The 14,387-nt window shown below is 57.8% G+C and carries 12 protein-coding genes and 2 tRNA genes; 6 read left to right on the forward strand and 8 right to left on the reverse strand.

Annotated features, from left to right (window positions below; translation table 11 throughout):
* The first annotated feature begins 235 nt into the window (after positions 1 to 235).
* Positions 236 to 421: a hypothetical protein gene (locus ACYVHC_RS05635; RefSeq protein WP_460612687.1), complete on the forward strand. Its 186-nt coding sequence runs from the start codon at positions 236 to 238 to the stop codon at positions 419 to 421.
* 68 nt (positions 422 to 489) lie between these two features.
* Here the strand turns inward: ACYVHC_RS05635 and ACYVHC_RS05640 are convergent, their stop codons facing one another.
* Positions 490 to 1,758, reverse strand: coding sequence for a zinc dependent phospholipase C family protein (locus ACYVHC_RS05640; RefSeq protein ID WP_460612688.1), 1,269 nt, complete (start codon positions 1,756 to 1,758; stop codon positions 490 to 492).
* Between the two features lie 280 nt (positions 1,759 to 2,038).
* On the opposite strand from ACYVHC_RS05640, the gene ACYVHC_RS05645 reads away from it, so the two are divergent.
* The 4 genes from ACYVHC_RS05645 to ACYVHC_RS05660 all read left to right on the forward strand — a co-directional run bounded on the left by ACYVHC_RS05645 (position 2,039) and on the right by ACYVHC_RS05660 (position 8,390).
* Entirely contained in the window at positions 2,039 to 2,455 is a 417-nt protein-coding gene (locus ACYVHC_RS05645; RefSeq protein ID WP_460612689.1) for a hypothetical protein, read from the forward strand.
* A 218-nt stretch (positions 2,456 to 2,673) separates the two neighbouring features.
* A complete protein-coding gene (locus ACYVHC_RS05650; RefSeq protein WP_460612690.1) occupies positions 2,674 to 5,835 on the forward strand; it encodes an efflux RND transporter permease subunit in 3,162 nt (1,053 codons plus the stop codon).
* A gap of 55 nt (positions 5,836 to 5,890) precedes the next feature.
* Positions 5,891 to 7,150: a TolC family protein gene (locus ACYVHC_RS05655; protein WP_460612691.1), complete on the forward strand. Its 1,260-nt coding sequence runs from the start codon at positions 5,891 to 5,893 to the stop codon at positions 7,148 to 7,150.
* Positions 7,151 to 7,223: 73 nt separating this feature from the next.
* Positions 7,224 to 8,390 carry an efflux RND transporter periplasmic adaptor subunit gene (locus ACYVHC_RS05660; RefSeq protein ID WP_460612692.1) on the forward strand — a complete coding sequence of 389 codons (1,167 nt, stop codon included), beginning with the start codon at positions 7,224 to 7,226 and terminating at the stop codon, positions 8,388 to 8,390.
* 107 nt (positions 8,391 to 8,497) lie between these two features.
* On the opposite strand, the gene ACYVHC_RS05665 is transcribed toward ACYVHC_RS05660, so the two are convergent.
* From ACYVHC_RS05665 to mltG, 7 genes are all read right to left on the reverse strand, one after another.
* On the reverse strand, positions 8,498 to 9,763 hold the full coding sequence (locus ACYVHC_RS05665) for a PAS domain-containing protein (protein ID WP_460612693.1): 1,266 nt from the start codon (positions 9,761 to 9,763) through the stop codon (positions 8,498 to 8,500).
* A gap of 32 nt (positions 9,764 to 9,795) precedes the next feature.
* On the reverse strand, positions 9,796 to 10,155 hold the full coding sequence (locus tag ACYVHC_RS05670) for a hypothetical protein (protein ID WP_460612694.1): 360 nt from the start codon (positions 10,153 to 10,155) through the stop codon (positions 9,796 to 9,798).
* A 178-nt stretch (positions 10,156 to 10,333) separates the two neighbouring features.
* Positions 10,334 to 10,418 (reverse strand) — tRNA-Ser (locus ACYVHC_RS05675).
* Between the two features lie 74 nt (positions 10,419 to 10,492).
* Positions 10,493 to 10,579, reverse strand: a tRNA-Ser gene (locus ACYVHC_RS05680).
* A 118-nt stretch (positions 10,580 to 10,697) separates the two neighbouring features.
* Positions 10,698 to 11,663 (reverse strand): YihY/virulence factor BrkB family protein, encoded by a 966-nt coding sequence (locus tag ACYVHC_RS05685; RefSeq protein ID WP_460612695.1) that lies wholly within the window; start codon positions 11,661 to 11,663, stop codon positions 10,698 to 10,700.
* Between the two features lie 79 nt (positions 11,664 to 11,742).
* A complete protein-coding gene (locus ACYVHC_RS05690) occupies positions 11,743 to 12,231 on the reverse strand; it encodes an acyl-CoA thioesterase (RefSeq protein ID WP_460612696.1) in 489 nt (162 codons plus the stop codon).
* Positions 12,232 to 12,307: 76 nt separating this feature from the next.
* A complete protein-coding gene (gene mltG, locus ACYVHC_RS05695) occupies positions 12,308 to 13,381 on the reverse strand; it encodes an endolytic transglycosylase MltG (RefSeq protein ID WP_460612697.1) in 1,074 nt (357 codons plus the stop codon).
* Positions 13,382 to 13,710: 329 nt separating this feature from the next.
* Between mltG and ACYVHC_RS05700 the strand changes: the two genes are divergently transcribed.
* Complete coding sequence (locus tag ACYVHC_RS05700) at positions 13,711 to 14,340, forward strand: L-threonylcarbamoyladenylate synthase (protein ID WP_460612698.1); 630 nt, start codon at positions 13,711 to 13,713, stop codon at positions 14,338 to 14,340.
* The last annotated feature ends 47 nt before the right edge of the window (positions 14,341 to 14,387 follow it).

The raw sequence follows: 14,387 nt of genomic DNA on the forward strand, positions 1-14,387 counted from the left end.
ATCAAGCCGATTTAATTAGCCTCGTGTTTTGTGGCAACCGGTAGATTTACCACCAAAAGCTGCCCTATCCAACTGGATGGAGCAGCTTTTTTGGTTTTGGGTATTGCTTCAGATACAATGGAAAGCGGTTCAAACAGAAAGCACGACTGTAGAGATAATAGCTAGCAGTGCGGTGAAGAGTGCCTGTAGTTTTGAATCACAAACACGCTCTGTTTTCACGCATTACTTGCTCTTCATGTCTGCTCTCGTACTCCGCTTTTCGTTGCTGTTGTTCGTGTTGTCGTTTTGCTTGCCCATTGACTCGTCGGCGGCGTTGCCTAGCTTGGGCCACAAGCTACCTTTTGTGCGGGCCAAGGTAAAAGGAAAGGCATACGTGCATCGGCCAAACTATCGCCGCTTTCGGGCATACCGCTCGTACTAGGTCACTTCTCATTACAAAGCCGCATAGCTTACGCTGGAGCCCCACTGGGGCTCTTTGCACTTTCGCTATTACTTAGGCAGTTGCTTGGCCCGCAACTGGTCCAGGGCTTCCAGGGTTTTACGGCGCTCATCGGCTTCCTTCTCTTCCTTGGCAGCTGGCTCCGTAGTAGGCGAGTTGAAGAAGGCTAGTATGTGCTGCTGCTGCGGGGCGGTCAGCTTCTCAAATTTAGTATCGGCCAGCTTGCGGAGCCATTCACCGTACGTTTCGTCGGTTAGCGCATACTCTCCCAGCTTGGTTGGTTTGCCCGTATCAAAATCGGTATTGGCTAAGGCAGGGGCTAGAGCTAAGGTATCACGGGGTTCCTTCTCCAGCAGCGTGCAGTAGCTGCGCATCACGCCTTTAAAGCTAGCTTTAAACAATTCTTGGGCTTCCGGAGTGGGAATTTTGAAGGCAAACGGCTTGAGCGGCCCAATTTTGGGCAGCACCCGCACGAAGTACGACAGAATGCGGGCGCCTGTGCCCGGATGCTCGTAATCGGAGCCGTAGCGCTTGCGGTACTGCCGCTCACTTTCCTTGTACACATACTCGCGGCGGCGAGCCTGGGGGCTTAGCTTGCGGATATCATTTTTTTGCGACTGCCACGCGGCCCGACTGGCAATCGGAATCAGGCTGCGCACAGCAAAGCGAAAGGAAGCCACGGCCAGATCCACGTTCAGCACCACCTGCCCCAGCTCCAGACCATACGTTTTCAGAAAGGCGCGCTCTAGCACGGGCTTGCTTACCTGAAAACCAATGTAGCGCTGATAATCGGCGGAGCGGTAGCGGCCGGCGGCCACCTGCACCACGTCAAAGGCAAACTCCAGCTGCGTGTGCTGCACCGGCGCTTCCTCATACGTGATAGAGTTGCCAAACTTGGCTTTCAGCTCTGGATATACCGAAGGCATGGCTTTATTGGTGCCCGCCGGATGACCGTTCACGTCGGCGGCATAGTGTGCCAACGCCCCGAGGGCAAAGGCATACTCGTTTCGGTTGTGGGCCTCATCTAGCAGATTGCGCACGAAGTCGCCGCTGCGCACATAGTGCGTCAGGTTGGTGAACAGCACCGAGCCAAAGGGGTAGTAGCCCATGTCCTGCAGAATAGAGCCCCCGTAGGCATAGCTTTTGGCTTCCTTCAGCGCTTCATAGGTGGCACCGGGGTAGCGGCTTTGCAGCAATGGCACCAAACACCGCTCCCACGTCGAATCGATGTTCGCTTGGTGAGTGAGCACGGAATAGGCCTTGGCCGGACGCGCAGTGAACCCCAGCAGGACTACCAGGCTCAGAAGAAATTTCAGCATACTTACAATGGGTTGATTGAGCGCACTAGCTCAACCACAAGCCCTGACAGTACGGCCGCATCCGTACCGTGGTTGTAGCTACATAGATGAATTAATTTCAGCCAGATAATGCAGCAGCGCGAAGTCCAAGGCAGCGGGTACCGCTAGGGTCGTTTTGGCCAGCAACCACCTGATGGAGAGGCAGATTTTTCGGAGAGCCTAAATTCATACCGATTCCAAATTTGCCGGTAAAAGCAGTTTTTACAAGCAACTCCTTTTTGGAGGAGTTACTTTTGCCACAATGAAACAGGTCGTGGCCTTCTTTCTGGGGATGCTGATGTTGGGTAGCGGCCTGGTGCCGCAAAACGACCTCTCGGAGCTGGGCAAATTGCCTGAGCTGGCTCGCCACTACCGCTACCACCGCACCCTGGCCGAAGGGCATCTCTCGCCGCTGGCGTTTCTGTTGCTGCACTACGGCCCCCACGGCGCCGACCACCGCCGCCACCCCTACTCCTCCCGCGACGCCCAGGACCACCAGAAACTCCCGCTGGAGCAGCACCACCACGATTGCGTGATGGTGAGCTTCGTGCTGCCCGCTAGCCCCCTGCGGCTGGCCGCGCCGGCCATAGGGTGGCCCGCCGCCGACTACCGCGTGGCCTCGGGCCCGCTGTATGCGTTCAGTATGGCGCGGCCTCTGCTGGAGCCCCCGCGAGCCTAGTCTGCTGGCCGCCCCCAGGCGAAGCGCGTCTGCGTGCCTGGCCCCGTTGCTCCCACGCAACCCCCTTTTCTTTCTGCTGATTTGCCTCCGGCTACCCGTCTGAACGCTTGTTTGTTGCGGCGGTTGGCTGTTGCTGGTTGCCTTGCCGTTACGGTGCGGGCGGCGCAGCACCATACAGGGTTTCACTACCCCTGCCGGCGGCCGCAACCCCTTCTTCTATGCTTTCCCGCATTATTAGGGCTAGTATCCACAACAAGCTGTTTGTGGTGCTCATGCTCCTGGCCTTGGTGAGCTGGGGCGGCTATTCGGCCGTTCACCTCCCCCTCGATGCCATTCCCGATGTCACTAACAACCAGGTTCAGGTAATCACCCAGTCGCCGGCGCTGGCGGCCCAAGAGGTGGAGCAGCTGCTTACCATTCCGCTGGAGCTAAGCCTGCGCACCATTCCGGGCGTTACCGAAATCCGTTCTACCTCGCGCTTTGGCCTTTCTGTCGTCACGGTTGTGTTCGATGACGACGTGAGTACGCTGGAAACCCGCCAGCTGGTGGCCGAGAAGCTGCGCACGGCAGAAGCCGAGCTGGGCGCTGGCATGGGGCGCCCCGAAATGGCGCCTATCACAACTGGCCTCGGCGAAATCTATCAGTACAGTATCGGCATCAAGTCTGGCTTCGAGCAGAAGTTTTCCCTGTCTAAGCTGCGCGAGGTGCAGGACTGGGTAGTAAAGCGGCAGTTGGCGGGCGTGCCGGGGGTAGTAGATGTGAGCAGCTTTGGAGGGTACGTGCGCCAATACGAGGTGAGCGTCAGCCCCGAGCGCCTCAACGCCAGCGGCGTCACGATGGGTGAGTTGTACCGCGCCCTCGAAGCCGGCAATGCCAACACGGGCGGCTCGTACCTGGAGCGCGGCCGCAACGCCTACTTTATCCGGGGCGAAGGCCGGGCGGCTTCTTTGCAAGATGTAGGCAGCATGGTGATTAAGCAAGTCAACAACGTGCCGCTGCTGGTGCGCGACGTAGCCGATGTGCGCTTTGGGCACTCCATGCGCTACGGCGCCATGACCTTCGATGGCAAGGGCGAGACCGTGGGCGGCATCGTGCTGATGCTGAAAGGTGCCTCCTCGGAGCAAACCATCAAGGGCGTGAAGGCGCGAGTAGAGGAAATTAACAAACTGCTCCCCGAAGGCCTGTATGTGCGCCCCTTCCTCGACCGCACCAAGCTAGTAGACACGGCCATTCACACCGTAGCCAAAAACCTGATTGAAGGCGGCATTATTGTGATGGTGGTGCTACTGCTGCTGCTCGGCAACTGGCGGGCCGGGTTGGTAGTTGCCTCCATGATTCCGCTGTGCATGCTGTTTGCGCTGGGCCTGATGCGCACGTTTGGCGTTTCGGCCAACCTCATGAGCCTGGGCGCGCTGGATTTCGGACTGATTGTGGACGGCGCCGTGATTATTGTGGAAGCCATGATTTTCCACCTCGTGCACTTCCGCGCCAAAGCGGAGCACGAATCCATGGACCAGGTAGCCGAAACCGCCGCTACCCGCATGATGCGCTCAGCTTTGTTCGGGCAGCTCATCATTCTCATTGTATATCTGCCCATTCTGGCCCTTACTGGCATTGAGGGTAAGATGTTCCGGCCCATGGCCCTTACCGTGAGCTTTGCCATCATCGGGGCCATGCTCTTGTGCCTCACGTATGTGCCGGCCGTATCGGCGTGGGCCCTGCGCAAGGATATCAAGGAGGAAGGCACCTTCGCCGACCGCATCATGAAATTTCTGTACCGCGGCTACCGGCCCATTATTCATGGCGCGCTGCGACTGCGGGGGTTGGTGGCCGGAGCGGCCCTAGGGTTACTGGTGCTGGCGGGGGTAGTGTTTGCGCGTATGGGTGGTGAGTTCATTCCGCAGCTGGATGAAGGCGACTTTGCCGTGTACGTAGGGTTGCCTCCCGGCTCGTCGTTGGCTCAAAGCATTGCTACCAGCACACAGGTGCAGAAAATCCTGCTGGAGCGGTTCCCGGAAGTAGAGCAGGTAGTCAGCAAGATTGGCACCTCGGAAATTCCCACCGACCCCATGTCGCTGGAAGACTCCGACCAGATTGTGGTGCTCAAGCCCCAGAAGGAATGGACCTCGGCAGAAACCCGCGAGGAGCTGGCTGGTAAGATGAGCGAGGCGCTGGCCGGCGTGCCCGGTGTGAGCCTGGAGTTTCAGCAGCCCATCCAGATGCGCTTCAACGAGCTGATTTCCGGGGTAAAGTCTGATATCAGCATCAAGATTTACGGCGACGACCTAGGGCTGCTGTTTGAGAAAGCCAATGAAGCAGCCGCCCTCATTCGTCCGCTGGCTGGCGTTGGCGACCTGAAGGTGGAACAGATTGCCGCCCTCCCGCAGTTGCGCGTGACCTACAACCGCAGCAAGCTGGCGCAGTATGGCCTCCAGGTTTCGGAGCTGAACACGCTGCTGCGGGCCTCCTTTGCCGGCGACGTAGCAGGCCAAGTGTACGAGGGCGAGCGGCGCTTTGACCTGGTGGTGCGCCTCGATAGCACCAACCGCCGCGGCATTCAGGACCTACGTGCGCTTTACGTAGATCTGCCCAACGGGGAGAAAGTCCCCCTGGAAGAGGTTGCTGCCGTTGACTTCCGCAATGCGCCTATTCAGGTATCGCGCGATGATGCCCGGCGCCGCATCAATATTGGCGTGAACGTGCGCAACCGCGACGTGGAGAGCTTGGTGCAGGACATTCAGCAGCAACTCACCGCTGGCCTCAAACTGCCCGAAGGCTACTCCCTGAAATACGGCGGGCAGTTCGAGAATCTGCAACAGGCGAAGTCGCGGCTGGCAGTGGCCGTGCCCGTGGCGCTGCTCCTGATTTTCGTGCTGCTGTATCTTTCGTTTCACTCTGTAAAGCAGGCCCTGCTCATTTTTACGGGTATTCCGCTGGCGGCCATTGGGGGCATTATGGGGTTGTGGCTGCGCGGTATGCCCTTCAGCATTTCGGCGGGAGTAGGCTTTATTGCCTTGTTTGGGGTAGCAGTGCTGAACGGTATTGTACTGGTAGCCAGCATTAATGAACTGGCGCTAGTGGGTATTGACTCGGTGCGGGAACGGGTAGTGAGGGCTACGGCAGAGCGGTTCCGGCCGGTGCTGCTCACGGCGGCCGTGGCCTCCCTGGGCTTCCTGCCCATGGCCCTGAGCAACTCAGGTGGCGCCGAGGTGCAGAAGCCACTGGCTACGGTGGTTATTGGCGGCCTGATTTCGGCTACCCTGCTTACCCTGGTGGTGCTGCCCGTGCTTTATACCTTCTTTACCAAAGACGGTGAGCCCAGCCCCACTGAGCCCACGCCCGAAACCCTGGCCGATGCCCGGGAGAATCATGAGCTATAACCCTTTCCTAGCCCTTCGGCCCGCGCAAACCGGGCCTCGGTTGCTGCTACTGCATATGTTGAAATACCTTTTTTTCCTGCTGCTGTTGTTGCCCGGCCTCGCCGGGGCCCAGACGACGCCCCGCACGCTGCCGCCCCCGGCAGCCCCTGCTCCTGCTCTTGCTTCGGCAGATGGGCCGCTCACGCTGGAACAGGCCGTGCAAACGGGGTTGCGCCAGAGCTTGTTGGTGCAAGGCGGCGCGCTGGAAGTAGAGCGCCAACGTGCCCTCGCGCGAACCGGTTATGATGTACCTCGCACGGTGGTCGATTTTCAGGTGGGCCAGATTTCAGGACCCTTGCGCGACCAGAGCCTGAACATTGTGCAGCAAACAGCCCTGCCCGGCGTATATGGGGCTCAGCGCCGCCTGCTTGAGGGACAGATCCTGACGGCGGAGCAGCGTGTGCGCGCCCAGCGCCGGGAGCTTACCCGCACCATCCGGAGCACCTATTATGAGTTGCTGCTGAGCTACCGCCGTGCCGCCCTGCTTCGGCGCCAAGACAGCCTGTACCGCCGGGCCGCCCGTGCTGCCAAAATCCGGTACCAGACGGGCGAAACCAACCGGCTGGAGCAGGTATCGGCGGAGGCACGCATGCGGGAACTACAAAACCGGCTGGCCATTGTCATCACCGACCGGCAAGTGCAGCAGCAGCGGTTGGGCGTACTCTTGAACCTAGGCCGCCCCGCCACCATCGATACCACAGCAGCAGCCGTTGCCCCCCTCCTGCCCGCCGATACGGCTAGCCTCACATCGGCCTCTAACCCTACCCTGGCCCTGCTGGAGCAAGAAGTGGAAACCAGCCGCCGCCAAACGCGCGTGGAGCAGTTGCGCCGCCTGCCCGATGTGCGCCTGGGCTATTTCAACCAGACTATCAACAAGGAAAACGGCTTTCATGTGGCCCAGGCCGGGGTGGCAGTGCCGCTGCTGGGTGGAGTGCAGAAAGGCCGCATCCAGGCGGCCCGGCTGGGCGAGCAGGCGGCTGCATCTCAGCTACGCTACGCAGCCACCCAGCTAAGCGGCGAGCTAGCCGGCCTGCGCCAACAACTCGGCCGGGCCCGGGCCTCGCTTACGTACTATGAGCAGAGCGCCTTACCGCAGGCCCGCCTTATTCTGGACACCGCTGAAAAAAGCTTCCGGGCCGGCGACGTGGAATATGTAGAATACGTGGTGAACACGGAGCCGGCCTGGCAAATTCGCGCGGCGTACCTCGACCAAATCCGGCAATACAACGAGCTGGTACTGCAACTTCAGGCCCTCACCGGCCCCGATTCTCAATAGCCTTCTGCAGCGGCGCGGTTTACTAGGTGCCATTCCTCTCCAAACCGATCCTGCTTTGCCCAACCTCTTCCTCATGAAATCGACTTTTCTTCTGCTGGCTGCGGGTCTTGTGCTGGCTTCCTGCGGCTCGGATAAAACTACCCAAACCGAAGCGGCAGCACGGCCTACTACCCCTGCTCCGGCCTCAAACCCTAACCAGCTAAGCGTAAGCCCCGCCCTGGCCAAAGCAGCCGGGCTGGAAACGGGCGCCTTCACCTGGAAAAACATGACTTCTGATGTGCAGGCCAATGGCAGCATTGATGTACCGCCCCAAAACCATGCGTCGGTGTCGGCCGTGATGGGCGGCTACGTGCAGAGCGTGGCGGTACTACCGGGCCAGCAGGTGGCGCGTGGCGGTGTGGTGGCCGTATTGCGCCACCCCGATTATCTGAAGCTCCAGCAAGAATACCTCCAAAGCAAAGCCCGCGTAGCCTTTCTGCAAAAGGAGCTGCAGCGCCAGCAAACCCTCGATGCCGAAGACGTAGGCGCCAAACGCAAGCTGCAGCAGGCCCAAAGCGACTATGCCTCGGAGCAGGCACTGCTGCGCTCTACGGCCGGACAGCTGCGCATGCTGGGCATTTCTATGGTCCGCCTCGATAAAGGCGAAATATCCTCTACGGTACCTCTTGTCTCGCCCATCAAGGGCTACGTTAAAACCGTGAGCATGAACCCCGGCCAGTTCGTAAATCCGCAGGATGTGCTGGTGGAAATCGTGGACCGCTCGGATCTGCACCTGGAGCTGAAGGTGTTTGAGCGCGACATTGCCCGCGTGAAAGTTGGGCAGCACATCTTGTTCAAGATACCCAGCCGCGGCTCGAATGAGGACATGGGCGCTAGGGTGTTTCTGGTAGGAAAGGCCTTTAATGAAGATGCCCGGACCGTGAGCGTGCACGCCCACCTGGAGCCAGAGCGCGACGATGTGCTACCCGGCCAGTACGTATCGGCCCATATCCAGACGGCGGGCGCCCGCCAGCGTACGTTGCCCGAAGAAGCCATTGTGCAGGCGGGTGAGTTCAGCTACATCTTCGCCCAAACGGCGCCCAACGTGTACCACCGCTACCGCGTGAAAACGGGAGCCGCCGAAAACGGTGATGTGGTGGTGAATGTACTAGATCCCATTCCGGACACAACCCGCCTCGTGCGCCGCGGCGCCTATTTCCTGGATGCCGAGCTGAAAAAAGGACAGGATACTGAAGAATAGCGGCCAACCGGTTTAGCCGATTTTACTAGGTAGCCTCCGCTTCTAAACGCAAAAAGCCCGCTTTGCTCCTGAGCAAGACGGGCTTTTTGATGGTTTACGAGGGTTGGTTATTCGCCGAGGCGCTGGCGCAGCTCCTGCACTTCGCGCTCCAGATCAAGCGTCCGGAACATTACTTTCGCTTCCAAATCAGCGTAGGCGCGCTCCAGCTGGTCCTGCAGTTGTTTCTGCTCGGTTACATCGGTATTGGTGCCGCACCAACGTACTATTCGGCCATCATCGTCGCGCACGGGCAGCGCGCGGCTCAAAAACCAGCGGTACTCCCCATCGTGGCGGCGCAGCGGAAAGGTGTCTTCCCATTTCTCGCCAACAGCAATGGCTTGCTTGAAGCCAGCCGTGACAGCCTCTACGAAATCTGGGTGGTGTACTTTCTGCCAGCCCCAACCCAGCATTTCATCCAGGGTAGTGCCCGTAAACCGAAACCACCGGTCGTTGTACCACACAATGCTACCGGTTTCGTCGGCCATCCAGGCTAGCTGCGGAATGGCATTGGCCAGGCTGGTAAAGTCCTGCTCCCGCTTGCGCAGGGCCAGTTGCTGCATTTTCTGGTCGTGGATGTCGGTGCAGGTACCAAACCATTTCACAATCTGGCCGGCCTCATCGCGCACGGGCACCGCCTGTCCCAAAAACCACCGATAGTCGTTGCTCTGCGATTTAAAGCGGTATTCGATTTCGTAGAACTCGCCGGTAGCCAGCGAGTGGCCCCACACCTGACGGGCCCGCTCCCGGTCATCGGGGTGGAGCAGGTTGTTCCACATATCGGGGCCCACGCTGTCGGCCAGGGTGTAGCCCGTGAAGTTGGTCCAGCGCTGATTGAAGTAGGTATGAAACCCCTGCGGATCGGTAGTCCAGACAAGCTGGGGAATCAGCTCCGCTAATAGGCTAAAATCCTCAGCTGAACCAATACCGGCTGCCGTTCCGTCGCGCAGCTTCTCTACATCCACGATGCTGGAAATCCATTGCTGCACTGAGCCTTGCTCATCTACTTGAGGGTAGCCGTTGCTACGCACCCAGCGGTACTGGCCATCGTGGCGGCGCAACCGAAACTCTAGTTGATACTCTTGTCCGCTGCTCAGTGCCGTCTGCCACTGCCCAATAATGCGGGCCTGATCGTCGGGATGAATCAGTGAAGCCCACTGTTCAACTACCTGAGTGAACGAAAGGCCCGTGTACTGAAGAAGCTGCGGACTGGCATACGCTATTTGTCCGGCGGCATCCGTAGTGGCCAGCAGTACGGAAGTAGCCACGGAAGGGCTTATAGGAGCTGCTGAAGCGGCAGACAAGGAAGCAAGGTTATCAGAATCGGCTAAAGCCATATGAAGCAAACCGTTTGGCGTTTAGAAACAGACTAAGGTCGGGTAAGCTGCATTTCCATGCCCGACTGAAAATAGAGGTTGAGCTGGCTGATTATCCCGTCGCGGGAGCGGCGCAGGCGCGTTACCAGGGCTCGGGTTTGCTCTTTTTCCAGATTCAGCTCCAGATATGGCCGGTTCAGCAAGGTATCGCGCTGCACCAGCCAGCGGCCCGAGTCTTTTTGTCCGGGGGCCAGCACATCTACCCGACCGGGCTGCAGCTGAAACCGCTCGGCCTGAGCCAGCGCCGTATGCGGATCAGTTCGGTTCAGAATGCGGTCAGCTACCCGCCAGTCGCCCGTCAGAAACTCATCGGGCAATTGTTGCAGGTTGATATCGTAAAGCAATTCAGACATAGAGGGGCAAAATCACAACAGGCATACCAGCTACTACCTATACTATGCAGCGGAAGCAGTAGTCTGGCGAACCCTCACTACCCTTAAGCTGAGCAGTAAGTTCCCATAACTGGGCCTAAAAAACAAAACCGCCTGACTGTTAAGTCAGACGGTTTGCTGTTGGATACCGCGCGGTTCGCAGAGGAGGAGGGATTCGAACCCCCGGAGGTTTAACCCTCAACGGTTTTCAAGACCGCCGCAATCGACCACTCTGCCACTCCTCTAGAAAGTAAGCTGGATGCGTCCTTGCGGTATTCAACAATAATACGGCTTCTTCTCGATTTGAAAAAGCTTTTTGCAGAGAGGGGGGGATTCGAACCCCCGATACCCTTGCAGGTATAACGGATTTCGAATCCGTCGCATTCGACCACTCTGCCACCTCTCTGTAAGGCCCAACTGAGTGGTTTGGGATGGCAAAAGTAGCCAGCAAATATTAAGGTGCAATAAGGCGGCAGTTTTTTTCTTTCACTTTTTGGCTTAGCCGCTCATTCTCAAATCACTAATTATACCGTGTGACGGGCGGCCAGCTCCGGCCGCTTCAGGCGTCCGGTCACGGCATCAATGCTGACGTTGACTTCAAAGCCGAGAATCAGGGTCATGCACACAAAATCAAGCCACACCATAAAGCCTACCAGCGTGCCGATGGAGCCATAAAAGTGGTTATAGCTGTCGAAAATCTTGACGTAAAGAATAAACAGAAACGACACCAGAAAAATCAGCAGCGTGGCTACCACCGAGCCGGCCGACAGAAAGGGCCATTTGTCGTGAATGGGCGGCACGTAGTAGTACACCAGGCACGTTGCGAGCAGAAATAGGCCCACCACCGAGCCGTAGCGCAGCAGCGTAATCAACTGATCGGTAAGGCGCTCGGGAACGATTTCATTGAACACCAGCGCATCAATGATGTAGGTCCCGAAGAAGATACCCACCACGGCAAACAGCAACACCGCCGACAACACCACCGTGAGCAGGGTAGCAATGACGCGCTTCCGGACGTAGGTGCGCTTTTTAAACGACGGATACTTTTTCTCAAAGGCATCAAGCAAGGCCATGATGCCATTGGAGCTGAGTACCAGAGCTGTAGCGAAACCAAACGACAGCAAACCGCCGTGCTGAATATTTAGAATATCCTCAATGGTGCCGGAAACGGCTACGTACATTTCCTTCGGCATTAGATCCGACAGGAACTGCAGAATGTCCACGTTCAGGTTGGGAACGGGGATATAGGGAATGAGCGTGAACAGAAAGATGATGGTGGGAAAGATGGCGATGGTGAAGTTGAACGCCATATAACTAGCGCGCTTGGCTACGCCATCGAGCTTGATTTCCTGCAGCAGCCGGTCCACTACGTCATACACCGAGGCCTTGCCGCCATGAAAGCGCAGCTGCTTCAAGAACACGATGAACTGCCGGTAAGACCGGCGGCGGCGCACATCGGGCAAGTGGTAGCGACGAACGGGAAGACGCATGGATATGGGTTACGAGTACACAGGCACCTAGCAGTACTGCTCACGAAACAGCAACGGCGCTGGCAGCATTCCTAGGTGCTCATTTTTTCAGGAACGCCGCCGGGGCCGGCGCATCAGAAGGTGTTTTCGGTGGCGTGAGCGGGCCGGCAGTTTCATCGTCGGTGAAGTACGGCGCCAGCTTGGCCTGAATATCCTGTGGTACGGGCACGGGCCGACCGGTGGCCATGCTCACGAACACCATCAGGGTATGGCCTTCGGTGAGCAGTTCCTGGGCCTCGTTGTAGATTTCGTACTCAAATAACACCCGTGAGCCTTCGGCAGGTTGCTTTAACAGCAGGCGTACGGTCAGCAAATCGTCGTAGCGGGCGGGGCGGCGGAATCGGGTCCGAATTTCTCCTACTGGCATCCCTACCCCATCGGCTTCCAGATCTTTGTAGCTGATGCCCAGCTGCCGGAAGGCCTCGGTACGGCACACTTCAAAATAGGCCGCGTAATTGCCATGGTACACGTAGCCCATTTGGTCCGTTTCGGCATAGCGTACCCGGATGTGGGTGTCGGATTGATACATATTCAGAGGCCTGATTGAGGTTGTGAGCGGCAACAGATTTTCACTGGCAACTCGTGACTAATAACCGGTAACTGATTTACTTCATAATACCAGCGCGGCTGAGGGCGGCCTGGTAGCGACGGGCATTCACGAGGTGCTCCTGCTCATTGCGGGCAAAGGCGTGGTAGCCGCTAAAATCTTCCTTGGCGCAGAAGTACAGATAGTCGTGGCTTTCGGGGTTCAGCACGGCATCAATGCTAGCAATGCTGGGCAGGTTGATGGGGCCCGGCGGCAGGCCACTGTATTTATAGGTATTGTAAGGCGAATCTTTGGCCAAATGCACATTCAGCACGCGCTTGATGGTGAAGTCGCGGTTGGCGTACACCACGGTGGGGTCGGCCTGGAGCTTCATGCCGCGCTTGAGACGGTTGAGGTACACGCCCGCTACACGGGGGCGCTCATCGGCGTGCTGCTGCTGCTCGGCCTCCACAATGCTGGCTAGCGTGCTCACCTGGGTGCGGCTCAGGCCTAGTTTTTCGCGCTTGGCGTCGCGGGCCGGGGTCCAGAACTTGGCGTACTCCTTTTTCATGCGCTGCATGAGGTTGTCGGGCGAGGAGTTCCAGTACAGCTCGTAGGTGTTCGGGATAAACATCGAGAGGATGTTCGTGGTGTCGAAGCCTAGGCTTTTGGTGTAGCTGGGGCTGCTGAGCAACGAATCGAACTGGCCGGGCCGGGCATCAATGGCAGTGCTAAGCTTGCGGGCCAGGTCTTCGCGCAGCCGAATGTTCTGGAATGTGAGCTTCAGCGGCGACTGGCGGCCGGTGCGCAGGTCATTGATGAGCTGGCGGTTGGTGTAGCCGTCTTTGAGTTCATAGCGACCGGGCTTCACCAGCTTTTCGTACTTCATCAGGCGCGCCACAAAGCGCAGGCTCAATTTGTCTACCACCACGCCGCTGGCATCAATGGAATCGAGAACCGACCGGGCCGACTGCCCTTTGCGCACCAGAACGTAAGTAGGGCGGCCTTTCGTCTCGACGTTGGGCGTAAAGAAAACCTGATAGAAATAATAGGAAAAGGTAACCAGCAGCAGCCCGAAAATGCCGGTGAGGTAAGCAAAGCGGTTGCGGCGACGCGTAGCTTTTGCCTTGTAATCGATGCGGGTTTTGGCCATGAAAACAGAAGAGGTAGCAAAACAGGAATACTGCTTGGTGTTACTAGCCCCTGTGCGCCAGCAAACCCAAGGTAGTTCAGGAGTTCAAAAGTACGGTTTCTTCATTTGCTCTATTCAGCACCCGGCACAATAATCCGAAGCCGGAAACCAGGCCTGCGGAAGGTAGCACCACTTTTACTAGGTCCCTCCTGTCCTCAAACCAACACCAACACAACCTACTGAGCCTTTTTACCGAAAAGAGTAGCAGGTTTCTGGATCTGCTTGTACCTTGACCGCCCCCGATGCCCTAGGGAACCGGGGCGGAATGCTCACTCAACCTCTGTTCTGCTATGGCTGCCACTCTGCTCCGCATTCACCCCGATAATCCTCCTCAGAATAAAATTCAGCAAGCCGTTGATATCCTGCGCAAAGGCGGCGTTATCATTTATCCTACCGACACGGTGTATGGCCTCGGCTGTGATATTCACAACGCGAAGGCAGTGGAAAAGCTCTGCCGGATTAAGGGCATTCATCCGGAAAAAGCCAACCTTTCCTTTATCTGCTCCGACCTGTCCCACATCACCGACTACGCCCACAACATTACAACGCCGGTGTACAAGGTGCTGAAAAAGGCCTTGCCGGGGCCGTATACCTTCATTTTTGAGGCCAGTACCAAAGCCCCGCGCTACGGCGGCGTAAAGCGCAAAACGGTTGGCATTCGGGTGCCCGATAACCAAATCTGTACCCTGCTAGTGCGCGAGCTAGGCAACCCCATCGTGTCAACCTCTATTCACGACGACGACGAAATTCTGGAATACAGCACCGATCCGGACCTCATCTTTGAGAAATACCGGCCCTTGGTAGACCTAGTAATTGATGGGGGCTTCGGCAACAACATCGCCAGCACCGTGGTCGACTGCACCAATGAAGATTTCGACATCATTCGGCAAGGCGCCGGCGACATTGAGCAGTATTTGTAGGCTGTAACACAAAAAAGCGGAGAACGGGGGTTTGCGGCTCTGACGTA

The sequence above is a fragment of the Hymenobacter seoulensis genome (genome assembly GCF_054780535.1).